Source organism: Haloarcula amylovorans (assembly GCF_004681185.1).
Classification (GTDB): domain Archaea; phylum Halobacteriota; class Halobacteria; order Halobacteriales; family Haloarculaceae; genus Haloarcula; species Haloarcula amylovorans.
Map to the genome: position 1 here is coordinate 61326 of NZ_SRIF01000012.1, position 17475 is coordinate 78800.

Here is a 17475-nt window from a genome sequence, read left to right on the forward strand (position 1 = left end):
GATGGCAAAAGACACGGACATCAGGAGTCGGATGAACCGAATCGAAGAGATTATCGACCAACTCGACGCGGATGAGGTGTCACTTGATGAAGGGAGTGAGCTGTACGAGGAAGGGCAGGAGTTACTAACTGAAATCCGCGAGCGACTCCACGAAGGCCAGGGCGAGGTCATCGAGATCAAATGAGGAACGGCAGCGGTATCGACTGTCTCTCCGCGTTAACCAACAGCCTGCCGTTGTTCACGAGCTTGTTGGTTAAGGTCGCTAGCCACGGTTACCCTTCAGGCTTATCTGCGATGTCCTCCCATTTCGAACCGTTCGACGGTAGTTCCAATGTTCCATGAGACGGTTCTGATATTCGGCGTCTACCTACTCGCGTGTGGTGTAGCGTGGATCCTCCATGAGTCCGCACACTACGCCGTCCACAGGCTCTATGCGGAATCAGTCTCGTTCGGTGTCAATCGACGTGGCCCATACGTTGACGCCGTTTACGCCCCGTCTGCTCCGACGGTCGCTATCCGACTCGGTTCGATCGCGCCGACTCTCCTCTATACCCCTATTGTCGTACTCGGAATTGGAGCCTATCTCTCGTCGAATCCGGTTCCACAGTTGGATCCAGTCGGGTGGTCGCTTGTCGCCGTTCCTCTCGTGATTTTGACTTTTCCGACTGGTGCTGATATCCAAGCGTGTCTCAACGCCTCAGAATAGCGTTTCTTAACGTGTATTCGGTCGGCGTCAGACAAACACTTCATTAGTTACATAGTCAGATTTTAAGAAAGTCATTGGCCGTCAGTATTTAGTAGATAAGACGCAAGTATGTGCAAATGTATCATGGCACAAGCCAGTCCCCGCAGTACCCCCCGTGAAACTGATACGGACGAGCGGTCCTCCGTGTCAGTTGAAGCGTGGTTGGAGGCGGTCAGTAGAGAACTGGATCCCGCCGAGTGTGAGGACCTCTCCGAACTCGGCATCTACTCGATCCACGAACACAGCAGCGCCCGCACGATCACCCTTCCTGAGGATGCGGACGAGTTCGAGGACGCGACGACGGTAAAGCAGTACTATTTCGAGGGCGAGGATTGCCCGCTTCTCATCGTTGCTCCGCTGCAGGTCTAAGTCGCCCTGTGGGTCGCAGATCAGCAGTCGGTGTCATCTTCTTTGTGGTCGGAATAGAACTGGATGAGGTACTGGAATCGGCCTGTATCACTCGTGAATGAGTCGAGTTCTTCCTGTAACCACTCGTATTTGTCCTGCGGGATTCGCATATTGATTCGGGCCACATCGTCGCTAACATCCGAGTCGGAGTTGCTGGCGCTGGTTGCTGTGTCCGCGTCTGACATTAGTTCGACCCAGGCTATGCGGTCGCATATATCCCAGTAGAATGAGAACTTCTCTAGAGAACTTGGAGAACTTTGAAGATCTACAAATTCATTCAAATTTTCTGACCTCTTTTGGTCGTGCTATCCTTTCCCACAAACGATGTGTGCTAAGGTCCCCTCCGGCGAGACGCCGGCCAGTACTGAGGAATCGACGTCCGTCATTCGGATCATCCACAGGTCCATCGGCCCGATTCTGCTGGCGCTCCTCCCGCTGATCCTGTTCGTGGGGACGGCGGCCGCACAGTCGGATCCGGGGAGCGCATTCTGCGACTCGAACATGGCCGACACCATCCAGAACATCTTCACCATCATCCAGTTCGGTGGGCCGCTCATCGGCGGCGTCCTCGCGCTCGGCGCGACGGTGGCGATCCCGTTCACCCGTCGCTCGGACTGGAAGAAGGAGATGAAATCTGTCCGGAATCAGGGCCTGCTCTGGGGCGTGATCGTCGCCCCCCTCGGGACGGAGATCGTCCAGTTCATCCTGAACAACATCGTGGTCGGTGGCACGAGTTGTGGATTCTAACCACGCACCAGGATTCGCACTCGTCATGTCCGCCGTCCTCGTCGCATCGACAGCCGCCGTTCCAGTGGGCGCCCATCCCCCGAATAGTACTGACCACGGCGTTCCGGAGGAGACCTTTCACAAACTGTGGTCGGGGGATCAAGACGGTGCGACCGACGGTGCGAATCTGAGTAACGGGTCGGCGGTCGAGCAGCTTGGCGAGGGGACCGATGTCCCGTTCGATTCGCCCCCGCGTGCAGTTGAGCGATGGAACCGTGGCGACCACTCGGAGTTCCCGGCGACCAACAGCTCCGTGTCGATCCATCCACCAGATGCGGACCTCACCAGCGACCAGTTCATCAAGGAAGCCTATACTGAGGTGTTCGCCGTTCAGCCGTCCACCCGAGCGCGCCTCTCGTCGTCTAGACAGCCGCTTTACGTCGCTCCAGACGGGACGCTCCGCGGGACCGTCGATTACCGGGTGGCGGTGCCGCCTGACGACACCTCCGGCGATCGACGTGTCTACTGGAGTCTGGAGAGCCATCAGGTTGAGGAGACGAGACTCCTCGTCGACGGCGACGAGGAGACGACGGCTGGTGGTTCCCACACGCCGGCACTGTCGTACTCCTTGGATGGATACGCCGGCGAGGACCACCAGCTCACGCTCCAGGCGAATATCTCGGTCCGACTTCGGAAGGAGGTCGAAGTTTGTACCGCTCACAACGACGAAGGCGATTGTACCAACTGGGAGAGTTCCGTTTCATACCCGACCGAGACCGTCACGGTAACCGATTCCATCGAGGTCACGAAGTATGACCTCGCGGTATCAGGGTTCATCGCGGAGTATCCGAACGGTGATCTCGGCCTCGTCGTTTACAAGAACCAGCCGTGGCTCGGCTACCAGTTGCCCAACGGTGATGTCCGAGGTGTCTGGCGGTTCTACTCAGCCCGAGACAAGGACTGGGATACGCTGGTCTACAGCTCGGACGACGGACAGCGGACCGCCCACTCACCGCTCCATCCACTCCAGGTGAACGCGTACCCCATCGAGACGGGGCCGACGCCGTCGCCCCGCCGGAACGTGACGATACTGGATGTGTACGGGACGTCGACGTCGCCGCCGACGCTCCCGTCGAACGTTCACCTGGATGTTCTCACGGAGTCGTACACGGCCAGCTACGGCATCGCGACGCGGGCCACGACCGACGAACAGCCCGAGACTGTCCGTGCGTGGGGGCTCGTCAGAGGGGTTGAGGCAGAACGGCCCGCCGATGAGTTCGCTCGAATCCAGATCGACGAGAGCAACCTCTCTCTGGAGGTGGTGAACCAGACCGAAGATACGGTCACCGTCCGGGTGACCCTCCAGAACGCGAACACCGGCGCACCAATCAATACCGACGAACGGGACGGCTACGTCGTCGTCAACGGGCAGCGGGTGAACACGACCGGGAACGGAACCGTCACGACGACGATTGAACGTTCCCCTGGCGGTGTGTCGGCCCGATACGAACCCGGCCACTGGTGGCTCAATCCTCCCGGCTATACCGGCGACTCGGATACTGTCCTGCTGCAAGGCTCAGTGCTCCAGTTGGTGTCGACGCTGTTCCGGATCGGCGTTCCCGTCTCGCTGTTCCTCCTTGCAGTGTTCTTCATCGATCGGATTACAGGGTGGCGTATCTGGCCCCCGTGGAGGTCACTATAATGATCAGAGAACATTCAGAATCCCATGACCGGAATTCGGAACGGTGGATTAGTCGACGCCGTCTTTTGGCTTCGTCTGGAACAGCCCTGCTTGCAGGAGTAGCAGGGTGTTCCGGAACCGATGGTCCCGGCAACCAGACTGAATCCCCAACAGGTTCGTCCTCTACGTCGCCGTCTACAGATTCGGTATTTGAGGAAATCAGCTTCGCGGGACCCAACCTTGTGGTGACGCTGGCTGATGATCACGATGTCGACCAACTCAATCTGATTGGTCCAGATGGTACTACGTTCGAACAGTCAACCGTTGCACAGGGAGCTACAAGAGTCGAAATACAGATTGTCTTCAAGACTGGTGGGACGTACTCTGCCGGCGAGTACGAGTTAGTCGCCGTTTCGGGCGAGACATCTGAGTCGATGTCCCTGGAGCTTCGGCCCGATATCCAGATCGTCGATGTCGAACCGGAGTTCGATGAAGATGATGGCTACAGTAGCGGTCGGCTCTTTGTGACGGTCGAGAACGTCGGTACTGGTCCCTCTTGGGTGTATAATATTGGCTTCCGGAATGCGCCGTATCGGAACGCACCTGAGGTAATCGAAGGAGACGGCGTTGCTGATACCACGTTCGAGCGTCCGGAGGCGAGCGAAGAATTCCTCAGCCCCGGTACTGAACGGGAATTCCTGAAACAACGGGGTGTTCTCGTCATCGATGACAACGACGATGTCTCATGTGAGAGTGATACTGCAGAATTAACCGTTGTTGTTCAGACCCCACACGGAGATATTGAGCAACCGATTCGGGCGGAACTGTCCGGTGGATACCACATCGACGATCAAGGCGCAATCCAACACCCGTGTAAAGACGTCCAGATTGAACTACTGGACGGGGGTGGAGACAATGCGTAGTCCCGTCCGATTCCTAGTTCGCTCTATCTTCGTCTTTTTCGGGCTACTGACTACGGGCACTGCTCCGGTTTTAGCTCAAAGTGACGGAGGCAGCGATGGAGGTGCTCTTGGAGACATTATCATCAGCGCTATCCAAGAACTCCTTGAGATACTCTTCAGCCCTATAGAGACCGTCATAGAGAATCACGGTGATGCAGTCTTGCGGACAGTGGTGGGTACTCCCCATCCAGATTCGGTGTTCAATCAGCCGACGAACGCAGCGTGGCCCGGAATTTATGACTACTACTGGGAGATGATTATCCCGCTTTCGCTATCGCTGTACGGCCTCTCGATTGGAATCGTCATTTTCCTTGAATCGACGAGCCACTTGTTCAACGGATACCATCGCTCGAAGCTCAAGAAACGCGCCTTCGCTGGACTGCTCGGTATCTTGTCGTGGTGGTGGATCTCAGCGCTATCGTTGCGGTTTATGGATGCATTGGCTGGGTTCCTCGTCCCCTCGGTGTCAGAAATCTCGCTATTCCAGACGCTGTCGTTCACTGGGATGGGCGTGCTCGGCACGGTCGTCGCTCTCTCAACGAATTTGCTCCTATTCGTGTTGATCGGCCTGATTTACCTAGCGAGACAACTGGCACTCTACCTATTTGTGTTCCTGATGCCACTACTCATTGTATTCTGGATCCCTGGCGTCGGGCCGTTCGCCCTAGTCTCGAAATTCATGAAGAAGTTGGCCGGGTTCTACGTCCCTTTCCTGTTTATGACGGTTCCAGTTGCTCTCCTGTTCCGTCTCGGGGACATCTTGGGGACGAGCTTCGGCCCCTCAGCCGGTGAGTTCGGGGCTTGGTTGACGGCACTCGTTATCCCGCTTCTCGCCGTTGCCTCTCCGTTTGTTTTGTTCTGGCAGGCCGGGGCGTTGTTCTTCATCGCCGACAGGGCGGCCAGGCATATGTCTGCTGAGAAGGCCCGTAGTCGGTTGTCTAGAGGGCGTGAACAAGTCCAATCGGCCAAACAGGGTGGGAGAAACTTCGTTCGAGGAGTGCGCGATGAGCCCGCAGTCAAGAGCGGTGGCCAATACGTCTTGAACTCTGGTGATTCGAGAGCCCACTCTACCGGCCAACGACTCAATACGACTGGCTCTCGCCTCCGTGAAGCGATCACCGACGGCAGCGGTGGAGGGGGAGGAAACAGCGGAGGCGGAAACCTCGGCGGCGGAAATGATGATTCTACGGCCGGCTCCACCACCAGCGAGGATAGTAGTGGGAACGACGGAGGCGAGGAATTCGATCGAGACGATGCGTTCCGGGACCCCCAGACTCGGAACCGGAATCCAGATTCAGCAGATGACCCGCCACGCTATATCCACTAACAACCCATGAGCTCCGCAACTGACCCCGCGAAACGAATTCCGAAGTCACTCGGTACCGACACCCAGTTCCTCGGGAAGTACTCGCTGACGGACCTCGCCGTCGCCGGTCTTCCCGGTGTACTGGTAGTCCTGGTGACGCAGGTCGTTATCCCACCGTCACTCACCGTTCGTGGCATTCCGGTGTCCGCCCTCACGATCCCCCTCGCAGCGATTGCGATCGCCTTCGGTGGGCTGTTCGTCTACCTCACGCCCGGCTACACCAACAGTCTCGACTGGCTCGGTCTGTTCGTGAACTTCCACCGCAGCGAGACGGAGATCGCCCACGAGGAGGCGAAGGAGTACACTCACGTCGAGCGCGTCTACCCGCGACAAGACGCCATCGAGCGGACGGACCGGGCTCTTGTCGGAGCCGTTCAGGTGTCGCCACCGACGATGGCGCTCGCGACCGACGAGGAGTGGGCCCAGAAGGCGGAGGCCTTCCAGGACTTCGTCAATACGACCGTCGAGTTCCCGATCCAGATTTACTCGACGACGCAGGCGTTCCCCGCCGACGAGTACGTCGGGCGGTACGAAGACCGGTTGAGCGACCCGGACGTCAAATCGAACGAGAAACTCCAGGCGCTCATCGAACACTACGTCGACTGGTACGACCGGGAGCTGGCGCAGCGTCAGATGACCATTCGCGACCACTACGTCCTGATTCCGGTACGACCTGAGGAGGTCCGATACGAACGGGCCAGCCTCCTCGAAAAGCTCGCTAGGATCCCCGTACTGGGCATCCTCATCCAGATTGTCACGGCGCCGCCGGAGGAGGAAGAGCGAGCCGCGATGCTCGAGGAACTGGACGAGCGGCGCCGGCGGGTCGAGCGCGGCCTCCGCGGCATCGAGGGGTGTGACACGCGCCCCGTTGATGCGGCCGAACTCACCCGCCTCATCGCGGAATACTGGACCGGCACGGAAATCGAGTACGGCGACCCCGAACAGGTGCTTCGAACGTCCCCCGTCATCAACAAGTCATGATTGGAAACCTGCTGCCCTTCACCGGCTCGGATAGTTCAGAAACTGACGACGAGGCGACCGCAGACGAGGCCCCCGACGAAGAGGGGGAAGATGCTGAATCACAGTTTACCGTGGACTACGAGGCCGACGGTGAGGCAGTCGACGGCATCCCCGAGATCCATCAGACCGTCGTCTCGCCGTCGAGTATCGAGCGAACGCCCAGCGCCCTCCGGACTGACACCCAGTGGGCGCAGAGTCTGTGGGTCGGTGAGTATCCCGATGCTCCGATGGATGGCTTCCTCGAAAAACTGTACGCGGCCGCCGAGACCCAACAGACAGATGTCAGCATCCACATCGATCCTCGTGATACGCGAGAGACGTTGGATTCGCTGGAGAACAAGATCGAGGACCTCGAAGCCGACTACGAGTACCTGACCGAGAAGCATCGTGCGAGCGCCCGGGGCGTCGAGAAAGACCTCGAGGACCACCAGGAGATGTACGACGTCCTTCGGAACACGACGATGCAGGCGTTCGACGTCTCGATGTATCTCACGGTCAGGGGCAACGATCGCGAGAACATCGACGCCGAGTCGGTGTCGACGACAGCCCGACAAGCGCCTGCGAATCTGACGCCGGTGACGCCCCGGTGGTCACAGCTGAAGACGTTCACCTCAGCGAGCCCGATCGCCCTGGATCAGTTCAACGAGACGCTCGACAGCAAGACGCCGATGCTCGGCGGGGCAGTCGGCGCGATGTTCCCCTTCGTTTCCGGTGCGTTTGCGGAACCCGGTATCGAATACGGGACGTACGCGCTGAATTCGAGTCCACTCATCCTCGACCGATTCAAACGGCAAACCGGCTACTGTATGATGGTTATCGGCCGGCTCGGCGCAGGCAAATCCTTCGCGACGAAGCTCCGGCTCGTGCGGCGGGCGATGTTCGACGAGGATACGGTCGTCATTATGCTCGACCCGATGCGGGGGTTCGCCGGCGTCAACGAGGCGCTCGATGGCGAGCGGATCACGGTCGGTGGCCGGCGGGGGCTGAACCCGCTGGAAATCAAACCGACGCCCGACCACGTCCTGCAGGAGGTCGACGACATCGACCCGTGGGGCGAGCAGATCAACTGGGTGATGACCTTCTTCGCGACGTTCTTCGAGCACGTCGCAGACCATCCACTCGGCGAGCGCAACCAGACGCTCCGGCGGGCCGTCCAAGAAGCCTACGAGAAGCGCGGGATCACCCGCGATCCAGAGACGCACACCCGGGACTCGCCCACCATCCACGACGTCATCACGGTCCTCGAAGAGATGGTCGAAGACCCCGAGGAGTACGGCTACGTCACGGATGGGGAGCAGGAAGCCGTCCAGTCCGATGCTCAGTCGCTACTCAAGGACCTCCGACCGTCATTCCGCGAGGGCGGTGAACTCGAGAATCTGGCTCGCCCCTCCGAGTTCGACCTCGATTCGAAGGTCATCTACCTCGATCTCCACCAGGAGGAGGGGACCCGTGGCCGGGCGGAGACCAGCCTGATGATGCAGGTGCTGTTCAACAGCGTCTACGAGCGGGTCAAACAGACCGACAAGCGCGTCGTCTTCTGTATCGACGAGGCGCACTACCTGATGAACGACGCCGTCTCGTTGGACTTCCTGGAGACAGCCGTCCGGCACAGCCGCCACTTCGATCTGAGCCTCGAATTCATCACGCAAACGGGGGGTGAATTCGCGCTGACGCCGGAGGCACGCACCATCGCGAACCTCTGTTCGTTGACCGTCCTCCACCGCGTCAATGAGGAGAAAGAGAAGATCGCCAAGTGGTTCGACCTCAGCGAGCGGCAGGTGAACTGGGTTACCTCCGCGAAGGCCGGGGAAGACGAGGACGGCTACTCTGAGGCGCTCGTCGGTATCGACCAGGAGGGATGGTTCCCACTCCGAATTCGGGCAAGTGACTACGAGGCTCACGTTATCGACGGCGGCGCTGCGGACGTGGCCGAGCTTGAACCCGAGCCGACGACGAGCGTGACGAATCCAGATAGCCGACCCGCCGGAACGCGTGCCGACGGCGGTGAACCAACTAGCACTACCACTCAGGAGGATGACTGAACAGACCCCGTCAGAAATCCCGTCAGTGGCTAACGGCGACGAGTACATCCGGATCACTCCCTCCCGGAGCGATCTCGCGCCGGAGACCGTAGTCCGTCAACTGGCCGGCCTCCACGGCCTTGACGCTGGCAACGACGGACTTCTCGCAAGTATCGGTCCCTTCGGCGATCCGCCACCGGTGTTCGAGTTCCTCGCAGTGAGTGAGGGGGCAGACGAGCCGGTCGAGTTCTATTACGGGGCCGACCGCCGGTTAGATGCCTTCGAAGAACGCCTCCGGACGCTGTATCCTCCGACCGTCACGTTCGAGCGGGTCACCCTTGACTTGGAAACGAAGCTACTCCCATCGACAGCAGACCCGTCTCAGGACCACAGTGCCGGAGGTGACGATAGCCACGGAATGAACCCCAGGACAGCTGAGGAATTCTCCGGAGACCCGAATTCGGATTCAGAGCCCGTGACTCTCTTCGATTCGACGGGGCAGGAACCGGTCGGTGATGGCGGAAGTGTGCTGTCGGAGAGCACTATGTCGCAGGACGAGGACGAAGTCTTGTTCGAGGCCGATTCGAGTGACGAGTCCACAGCGGCTGGTCCGTCCGACTCCGAACTCGATGCCGATCACCAGCCGGCTCATACGCAACCGACCGTCGATGAGACGACCCCACTCGGAATCAGTTGGCACGGGCAGGCTACCCGGCGGGAAGACTGGATGACGACACTACCCCAATTCACGAATACGGAAGACGACGATGACGATCACGCTCGGGCCCCGCTCGCGTCACTCATCGATCAGCTGACCCGGGCCGAACACCCGATCGCGTTCCAGGTACTCTTTCAGCGGAAATCGGACTGGACGCACGAGGCACGAGAGCGCCAGCGGAAGCTCCGTGAAGGCGAAGACCGGGTCGTCGACTGGTTCTTCGGAGAACTCCTCGGAAACACAGAGAACGAACCACAGAGTCCGTCGAACACCGGGCGACAGCGTCGGTATCTCGACATCGGTGGGCGAGAGCGGGTCGAGGCTATCGACGAGAAGGAGCCACAGCACACGTTCACGGTGAATATGCGGGCACTTTCGCTCGTGACCTCCGACCGACAACGAGAGCGGGTTGACCATCGTCTCGATGATATCGGGTCGGTATTCGATCACCTGAACGGGCCGCACTATCGGCTCCGACCGAAGCGCATCCGCCGTGGGCTTCGAAAGGGGCGGCGAGCCAAGAAGCACGCCGACCGGGTACTCAACGCTACGTTGGCTACCAAGAGCGACTGGCGGAAGACCCGCCCCGATCTCGTCCTCGGGCCGGCTGAGTTGGCGAACTTCGTGGTCGTTCCGCCGGCAACTGACCTCACGACCGAGGGCGGGCGGGGGTCCGACGCCGAACCCGAGAGCCGGACGCCCCTGCCACTCCCGGCGCAGGACCACATGGATGCGTTCACGGACGCCGGGATGGCGATCGGCCGCGGTCTTGGGGAAGACGGTACGCCCACGTCGGAGCCGATGCGGATTCCCCCGCATCTACTTCCGTTCCACGTCGGCCGGTTCGCGAAGAGCGGCGCCGGCAAATCGGTCGCGCTTGAAAACGACGCCCTCTCGCTGTACGACCAGACGAACGGGCCAGTGTTCATCATCGACTCCAAGGGCGGGAATTTCCCCGAGAACTATATGCGGGCTCACGCGAAGCGCTTCGGCACCGACGACCTCGAGGAGAACGTCCTCCACTTCTCGGTGCCCGACATCCTGCCTGGCTTCGCGTTCTTCGACATCACGCCGGCATTGGAGGACGGCGTCCGACGCGTCGACGCGATTCAGGACAAGGCCGACCACTACGAGGAGCTCATCAAGCTCGTGATGGGGCCGGAGCGGTACGAGGACGCCATCGCCTCGCCGACGCTCATCAAGTACCTCATCAAGGCGATGTACGACGAGGAGTACGGCCTCGAAAACGGACACTTCCGGCAGGATACAAACTACTTCACCCACGACCAGTTTGAGCAGGCGGTGACCCAGTTCCACGCCGCCGGGCCACCAGATTCGACACCCGAAGATGCACCGCGAGCCAGCGACCCGCAGGTCGCCGAGAAACTGGAGCGACACCTGCGCTCGAACCCGGCGACGTTCTCGAACGTCGTGAGCGGCATCAGCAACCGGATGGACTACATCACGCAGGACGCCCATCTCCGGCGGATCTTCAACAATACCGAGTCACAGTTCGACTTCCGCGACCTCCTCGACGAGGACAAAGTAGTCATCTTCGACCTCGGCGATCTCCGCGACGAGGCCGCCCGTGTGATGACCGGCGTCATTCTGACGCAGCTCTACGATGCTGTCAAGCGTCGCGACGGCGACGAGCTGGCCCGCAAGCCAGACGACTACGTGGCGAACCTGCTCATCGACGAAGCGTCGTCGGTCGTCGTCTCTGATACGCTGACGACGCTGCTCGAAAAGGGGCGGGAGTTCCGGCTATCCATCGAACTCGTGACGCAGTTCCCTGAGCAGATGAAGGAGGCCGGCAACCGCGAGGTCTACCTGAACGTCCTGAACAACATCGGCAGTCCGCTCGTCGGGAAGATCGCCGTCGACGCCGACATCGCCGAGGCACTCTCACACGAGGCAATGGATCCCGTCGAGTTCAAGAATCGGATCAGTTCCCTCCCGCGTGGCGAGTGGATCGCACAGCTCCCGAGCCCAGAGTTCGGCGAAACCGGCCCCGACCCGTTCAGTATCGAACCCCTTCCGATTCCACCCGGTCATCCCGATAGCGAGCAGCCACTGACCGGGACGCAAGAAGAGCGATTCCAAGACGCCTTGGACGCCGTCCACGAGCATACCCGCGAGGAGTACGGGGTCGCCGGCGGGACGACCGTGGAGAGCCGTGACGCTGCGACTGACGTCGCTCTGGAGAACGCGGATGACCTACCGTTGGAAGTCGCGATGGCCCGTGCGATTCGCGCCGTCCAGCTGTCGAACGACGTACGTGAGACGAACGGCTGGGTCTCCGTCGAGGACGTCGATGAGGAACTGCTCTCGCGCATCGAGGAAGACACCATCGAGGCGCAGGGCTACGAGACACTACCAGAAGTGAGGGAGGCGTCCTCGCTCATCGAGGTCGATCTCCCGGACGGTGGTTCGTCGGTGCAGTGTCGGCTCACAGACGAGGGTGAGCAAGCAGCCGCGCCCGACACGTCGACATCACCGACCGGCGGGGGCGAGCACCACGATGCAGTCCTTGAAACGGTCGAGCAATCCCTCGCAACTGCGGGGTTCTCCGTGGAGGTCCTCGATCAGAACGGGGAGTCCCGCCCCGATGCCATCGCGACGCATCCGGATCTCGACCGGGAGCTCCAGGTGGAGGTCGAAACCACCACCCACGTCCGGCCGGCGAAGGTCCTCACGAACCTCCGGAAGGCCCAGGAACAGGAGCGAATCCCGCTGTTCGTCGTCGCAGACCACGACGATCAGCCGGCTGACGAGATTGCCGACCGGCTTGCGAAAATCCTCAGCGAGCCGCGAAATCAGCTCTCCTCCGGGGAAACACGGCTGTATACGATGAACCACAACGTCACATTCAACGGTGGTGCGCGAGCCGCGGATGGAGTGACGGCCGTCCGACCGGCCACTGGTGGTAGTCGCCACACCCGCTGGTTCGAGCGGGACGGTGCGTTCGTCCTCGAGGATAGTGCCGGAGACCAGCACGCCCGGATCGACTCCTTCGACGCTGTGTCGAAAGATCAGTTCCCGGCGACGTACAGCTACGACGCCGAGAGCGAGTCATACACCGTCTTTAGGCCGGGAGAACTTCCCGAGTCCTACGAGTCACGTGAGGCGTTCGAAGCGGATTGGGTACCTGTCAAGCGCCCGTTCGTGCCCAGTACCGACCTACCCGTTCCGGAGTACACGGATGATTCGTATGCGATAGGTGTCATCGAGGATGAGCAGAATCTCGAGCTCTACACTCGAGACTCTGACGCGACCAAAGACCTTGCTGGGCTCATTGAGGCGATCGAAAACAATGAACTCCATCTGGCAGGTGTGGAGCCAGACGAACCTGCCGATAAGCAATCTATGAAGCAGGAAGACCACGAGAACGATCCGTTCGGCATCCAAGCATTCGTCCGCGATAGCATCGTTAAATCCGGCGACGGGGTCGTCGCGGTCGCTGAGGTCTACGATGCGTACGAGCAATATGCGACGGCCGAGGAGTACGAGGTGAAGCCAAAAAACCGGTTCACACGTACGCTTCGCGACCACGTTGCGTTCGAGCGTGACAAGAAGTGGTTGGACGGTCAGACGCGACGCTGTTACGTCGGAATCGAGCTGGACGACGCCGGCGACCAGGAGGAACCGAATGATGCCAGTGCGTAGTCGTTTCGCTCCCGCTCAGGAGGTGCAGGAGCACACGAAATGACGCTCTCCGAGGCAGCCATCCGCGAGCACTACCGTCGTGCCAAACCCATCTACGAGGCGCTGGCGACTGTCAAGAACTATCCAACCATCGGGTTGAACGACTTCGTCGGATGGTACATCAAACGCGACCACGACGACGTCGAGGCGATTAAGGCCGGGTATCCGCAGCGCGGACGGGTTGCCCGCCTCGATCGTGACTACGACGAGATTCACGACCGCCTCAACCGGACCCTCTATGCCGTCACCACCTACAAGACACCGACCGCCTTCCAACAGTGGGAACCCTGTCGCTACGACGAGTCTGAGGGGACGACCGTTTGGCAGGATGAGCCCCCAACCCCCGGGTATGCCGACCTCCGGGCAGTTCCCACCTGGGGCGATATTGACCTCGCCGACGACATCAAGCCGCAGCGAGGCGACCTGGATGGCGAGACGCGTGCCCTCGTCGAGCGTACCCTCGACGCCTACATCGACGAGTATGCAACGCTCTACGGCACGCGGAAGGCGGTGTATGCGCTGGACTCCGTCGGGGGCGCGTACGTCTTTGGGGCCCCGGAGGCCACACTACCAATTGCGGACCACTTCAATGACGATCCGGATGCGCTCGAACGGGTGTTCAACGAGTTCCTCGACCGCTCGAACGCATGGCTCCAGAAGGCAGAGGCCCGCGTGAACGAGCGCGTCGACGGCGCCGGCGACGTCATTCAGCCCGATTGGGTGAACAACAAGAACCGCCAGTACAAGCCGCCACTCTCGATCCACGCCGACCACGATGCCGTCGTCACGCCCATCGCGACCGACAACGTCCGCTACGAACTCCGTCCGTTCGAGGGTGTCGACGACGCACTCCTCGAGCAGGCGGTCAGTTGGGCCGATGACCTCACGCGAGTCGAGCACACGGACTGCGTCGACTCGCTTGTCGCGACGCTCTGGCCGGACCTGTACGAGGACCACGGGGGGTGGCAGGCCACGCTGGAGGAATGGGTGGAAGCGGAGCGTGAGCGGGAACGGGAGCGCCAGCGACAGCGTGAGGCAGCGCTCCAGCGACGCGAAGAGCGAATGGCAGAACTCGACGGTACCCTCGAAGGCCGTCCCGTTACGCCGTTCAAAGAGGACGTCTACGAGGCTGTCGAGGATATCGACATCACCGAGATTGCCCGTCACTACGCGAGCGATGCCTACGATACGGATCCGAACCAGCCGCGGCCGCAGTTCGACCCGTGCTGGCGCCACAGTGAGAGCGGGCAATCCTGTTTCGTCGACGAGCAGGCCAATACCTTCGGCGATTCGAAGGTTAACGCCGGGGGCGGGCCGGCGAAGCTGATGGCGCTCGCGACGGGGATTATCTCCGCCGCCGATGCGGACCTCGACGGGGAGGACTACTGGGCTGCCGTCGACGAACTGCGGAGCGCCGGCTACGACATTCCGGTGTGGGTTCCAGAGGCCGGATCGGACCGCGTCGACGGCGGGACCTACGACCAGATGCCGTTCTGGGCCGTTCGGAAAGCGGCTGTCGCGCTCGAGATTTGTCCGGAGAATGCGTTCGTCGATCGTGAGGGCGAGGAAGGAACCTACGAGGGATTCCCCGGGTACGAAACCTACAACGAGACGCTAGAAGCCATCGAAGACACGGACCTGAACCACGGGCGCGAGCGGGTCACGCCCGAGGAGAACGCAGCTGACGATGAATCGAAGTCACCCCCCGAATCTCCTACGAGTGACGATCGACCTGGTGACTTGGACCGGGCTCACCTTCGCGAAAAGAACCGTCTGTTGACAGCGAAAATCAAGCGTCTCGAATCTGAACTGGAGGAGAAATCGGAGCAAATCGAGGGGCTGGAAACAAAGGTCAACCATCTCCAATCGGAGCTCGCTACCGTCCGCTCTGAACGTGATCGGCTAGAGGCTGCTCTCGAAGAACGTGAGTTCGAGCAAGAGCCAAATCAGGGAAACCAGGACGAGAATCGATCCCCACTTGACAGGGCGAGAAGGTTCATTTCATCCAATCGGTAGACATCTCACTCACTCAGCATCAAATCTTAAACTACCTCAACAGTCACGTCTCCGGCGAATCCTCTCTATCAAACGCCCCCTCAGACACTGGGAAGATATCGATAACGTGCTTATCAAAGGTTCCCCACATAGTCTCGTGCCCGAAACGAATCCGATGACTAAACTCCGATTCAGCCTCCTCCCTATCAACCTCCGAACGCTGGAGCTCACCGACCGTCTCCCCATACCCTTCTCGCAGCTTATCAAGTAACTCATCAGGTGTATACTTCGTCGACTCAGGGTGTGTCCAGCGTACTTCCCCAGGAAAACGTTCCATATCATCCGCATCCTGAGATTCGCTCAAACCCATTATAGCACGGAGCTCGCCTAAATCCTCAGCGTGTGCCGGCTCATCCTCATCAACATCTACATCCGAGAAATCACCCTCCCAGACAGCAACACCCACTAATGACCGCCGAACCTTTTCACCTCGCTCCTGAAGCTCAGAAAGAATCTCCTCTGCTGTATCAGAGTCCAAATCGGAATCCTTGTAGTCATCGTACACCTCCCGATGCTTCTCCGTGATAAACTCCGGAAGAGGAATCCGAGTATCCGTCGCCAACCCCACACGTTTCACAAACTCGAGGATATCACGATCCTCGGGCTCAGGTAAATCGATACCTTCGAAAGGCTCCTCAAGCCGCTGCTGATACGTCTTATCCGAATCTGGGAATTCAAATTCTACCCTCCGGATATCATCCTTATCCTGGATTTTGAGCATCTCAAAGTATTGCTCAACACTCAGATCATCAGGATCAACATTAAAATTGAACTGGCCTTCTCCGAATTCGTGGATATCATCGGCAGTCTTCTCCCAATTAATCTCAACGTGGATTGGATGCTCAGGTGTAGGCTCCGAACCAAACTCTACCTCAAACTCCAGCGTGTCGCCGGCAAGAGACCAATTACCGATCCACTCTACTGTTGACTTTTCTGGAACCTGCAAATCCTCAATTACATCCGGCATTACATTTCTCGGCAATAGAATCCGAGAATCAGGATTAGCGATATGTATCAAATCATTCTCATCCTGGCCACCACCACCGGTGGACTTCCAGAAGCTGAGATTAATCTCTTCACCCTCATCTAAAGTCGCCACATCATATGCCTGGGTATAGAGAGTATACACATCTTCGACGACATTCAGAGTCTTCTCTTCCAGAATCGATCGAGGAATAGTCAGCAGATACGGCTCACCATCCTGTGAATCAGCAGAGTACTTACACAGGAACTGAATGACTTCATCATCGAGAACAATTCGATCATCGAGTAACTCGTCATTCCCGAGCTCAAACCCAGTACTGTCACCAACCGTAACCCGATTGCCGTGTTTAACGGCGTTGTACGCCTCTCGGAAATTCAAATAGAAGACAGCAATATTCTTGAGTTTATTTCTCAGATTCTCAATCGAATCCTCGACTAACAACTCCATCTCCATCGACTCAGGGATATCCTCACCCTCACCTTCGTGAATCTCTATATCAGCCAACCCAACATCAACTGGAACATCTTCCAGTTCTTCCTCTGAGAAACTAATCGCTCCCTCTCGCACCGCCTGATACCCAAAGATCAAACTCAGAACCTCATTCGAGTCAGCCTCAACATCTCGTTTATCAAGATACCCATCAAGTTCCTCCTCCAGAATAGCCTCAAAGAGTGGCCGTATATCTCCGCTTGAAGTCCGGATAATCTCATTAATATAGGATTCCTTATTCAAAATGAGATATCTGAAATAGGATCCAAACTCCTCGATATACTGCATCGTTGCTCGGAAAAGATCCACGACCGAGTACACCTTTACAGTATCCCGCTGGTCCTCAGGTACCGCATCCAACCCTGCGTTGATTGTCCCTGCGATTTTACATATGTGAGCGTACGCTATCTCCGGGTCTTGACGATCCTGAATAACCTCTTCGGGATCCTGAGTCTCTGAGTCAGAATAAAACTCGGTATACTCGAAGAAGCTTTTCTCATTTTCAGACATACTATACAGTATATAAAAGAGGGTGAAAAGCGTTTGTCACCAGAATTTCTTTCACTTTCTTCAGAGTTCGACAGGGCCATTTCG

At 58.9% G+C, this 17475-nt stretch carries 12 protein-coding genes; 10 read left to right on the forward strand and 2 right to left on the reverse strand.

Going from position 1 to position 17475, the window contains the following annotated elements; translation table 11 throughout:
• The first annotated feature begins 1 nt into the window (after position 1).
• Both xseB and E4S61_RS22925 read left to right on the forward strand, forming a co-directional pair.
• Positions 2 to 184, forward strand: coding sequence for an exodeoxyribonuclease VII small subunit (gene xseB, locus E4S61_RS22915; protein ID WP_011222436.1), 183 nt, complete (start codon positions 2 to 4; stop codon positions 182 to 184).
• A gap of 645 nt (positions 185 to 829) precedes the next feature.
• Positions 830 to 1114 carry a hypothetical protein gene (locus E4S61_RS22925; protein ID WP_049909612.1) on the forward strand — a complete coding sequence of 95 codons (285 nt, stop codon included), beginning with the start codon at positions 830 to 832 and terminating at the stop codon, positions 1112 to 1114.
• A gap of 20 nt (positions 1115 to 1134) precedes the next feature.
• On the opposite strand, the gene E4S61_RS22930 is transcribed toward E4S61_RS22925, so the two are convergent.
• Complete coding sequence (locus tag E4S61_RS22930; RefSeq protein WP_004594541.1) at positions 1135 to 1338, reverse strand: hypothetical protein; 204 nt, start codon at positions 1336 to 1338, stop codon at positions 1135 to 1137.
• Between the two features lie 139 nt (positions 1339 to 1477).
• Here E4S61_RS22930 and E4S61_RS22935 point away from each other — a divergent pair, with 139 nt between their 5' ends.
• The 8 genes from E4S61_RS22935 (at position 1478) to E4S61_RS22970 (ending at position 15368) form a co-directional block, all read left to right on the forward strand.
• The gene (locus E4S61_RS22935) at positions 1478 to 1900 is read left to right on the forward strand and encodes a hypothetical protein (RefSeq protein ID WP_004594540.1); all 423 of its coding nucleotides are present in this window, start codon (positions 1478 to 1480) and stop codon (positions 1898 to 1900) included.
• On the forward strand, positions 1890 to 3581 hold the full coding sequence (locus tag E4S61_RS22940) for a hypothetical protein (protein WP_004594539.1): 1692 nt from the start codon (positions 1890 to 1892) through the stop codon (positions 3579 to 3581). The genes E4S61_RS22935 and E4S61_RS22940 overlap by 11 nt, the downstream gene beginning before the upstream one ends.
• A gap of 224 nt (positions 3582 to 3805) precedes the next feature.
• Complete coding sequence (locus E4S61_RS22945) at positions 3806 to 4483, forward strand: hypothetical protein (protein ID WP_232508509.1); 678 nt, start codon at positions 3806 to 3808, stop codon at positions 4481 to 4483.
• Positions 4476 to 5849 carry a hypothetical protein gene (locus E4S61_RS22950; protein WP_004594537.1) on the forward strand — a complete coding sequence of 458 codons (1374 nt, stop codon included), beginning with the start codon at positions 4476 to 4478 and terminating at the stop codon, positions 5847 to 5849. The genes E4S61_RS22945 and E4S61_RS22950 overlap by 8 nt, the downstream gene beginning before the upstream one ends.
• A gap of 6 nt (positions 5850 to 5855) precedes the next feature.
• Positions 5856 to 6869 carry a hypothetical protein gene (locus E4S61_RS22955; protein ID WP_004594536.1) on the forward strand — a complete coding sequence of 338 codons (1014 nt, stop codon included), beginning with the start codon at positions 5856 to 5858 and terminating at the stop codon, positions 6867 to 6869.
• Positions 6866 to 8950 (forward strand): VirB4 family type IV secretion system protein, encoded by a 2085-nt coding sequence (locus E4S61_RS22960; RefSeq protein WP_004594535.1) that lies wholly within the window; start codon positions 6866 to 6868, stop codon positions 8948 to 8950. The genes E4S61_RS22955 and E4S61_RS22960 overlap by 4 nt, the downstream gene beginning before the upstream one ends.
• Positions 8943 to 13313, forward strand: coding sequence for a type IV secretory system conjugative DNA transfer family protein (locus E4S61_RS22965; protein ID WP_004594534.1), 4371 nt, complete (start codon positions 8943 to 8945; stop codon positions 13311 to 13313). Before E4S61_RS22960 ends, E4S61_RS22965 begins: the two co-directional genes overlap by 8 nt.
• 39 nt (positions 13314 to 13352) lie before the next feature.
• Positions 13353 to 15368 carry a hypothetical protein gene (locus tag E4S61_RS22970; protein WP_134671650.1) on the forward strand — a complete coding sequence of 672 codons (2016 nt, stop codon included), beginning with the start codon at positions 13353 to 13355 and terminating at the stop codon, positions 15366 to 15368.
• Between the two features lie 43 nt (positions 15369 to 15411).
• On the opposite strand, the gene E4S61_RS22975 is transcribed toward E4S61_RS22970, so the two are convergent.
• Positions 15412 to 17391, reverse strand: coding sequence for a hypothetical protein (locus tag E4S61_RS22975; protein ID WP_004594522.1), 1980 nt, complete (start codon positions 17389 to 17391; stop codon positions 15412 to 15414).
• Positions 17392 to 17475: the final 84 nt, after the last annotated feature.

Coding starts and splice junctions, on each gene's coding strand:
- xseB (WP_011222436.1), top strand. CDS start 2: ATGGCAAAAGACACGGACATCAGGAGTCGGATGAACCGAATCGAAGAG.
- E4S61_RS22925 (WP_049909612.1), top strand. CDS start 830: ATGGCACAAGCCAGTCCCCGCAGTACCCCCCGTGAAACTGATACGGAC.
- E4S61_RS22930 (WP_004594541.1), bottom strand. CDS start 1,338: ATGTCAGACGCGGACACAGCAACCAGCGCCAGCAACTCCGACTCGGAT.
- E4S61_RS22935 (WP_004594540.1), top strand. CDS start 1,478: ATGTGTGCTAAGGTCCCCTCCGGCGAGACGCCGGCCAGTACTGAGGAA.
- E4S61_RS22950 (WP_004594537.1), top strand. CDS start 4,476: ATGCGTAGTCCCGTCCGATTCCTAGTTCGCTCTATCTTCGTCTTTTTC.
- E4S61_RS22955 (WP_004594536.1), top strand. CDS start 5,856: ATGAGCTCCGCAACTGACCCCGCGAAACGAATTCCGAAGTCACTCGGT.
- E4S61_RS22960 (WP_004594535.1), top strand. CDS start 6,866: ATGATTGGAAACCTGCTGCCCTTCACCGGCTCGGATAGTTCAGAAACT.
- E4S61_RS22965 (WP_004594534.1), top strand. CDS start 8,943: ATGACTGAACAGACCCCGTCAGAAATCCCGTCAGTGGCTAACGGCGAC.
- E4S61_RS22970 (WP_134671650.1), top strand. CDS start 13,353: ATGACGCTCTCCGAGGCAGCCATCCGCGAGCACTACCGTCGTGCCAAA.
- E4S61_RS22975 (WP_004594522.1), bottom strand. CDS start 17,391: ATGTCTGAAAATGAGAAAAGCTTCTTCGAGTATACCGAGTTTTATTCT.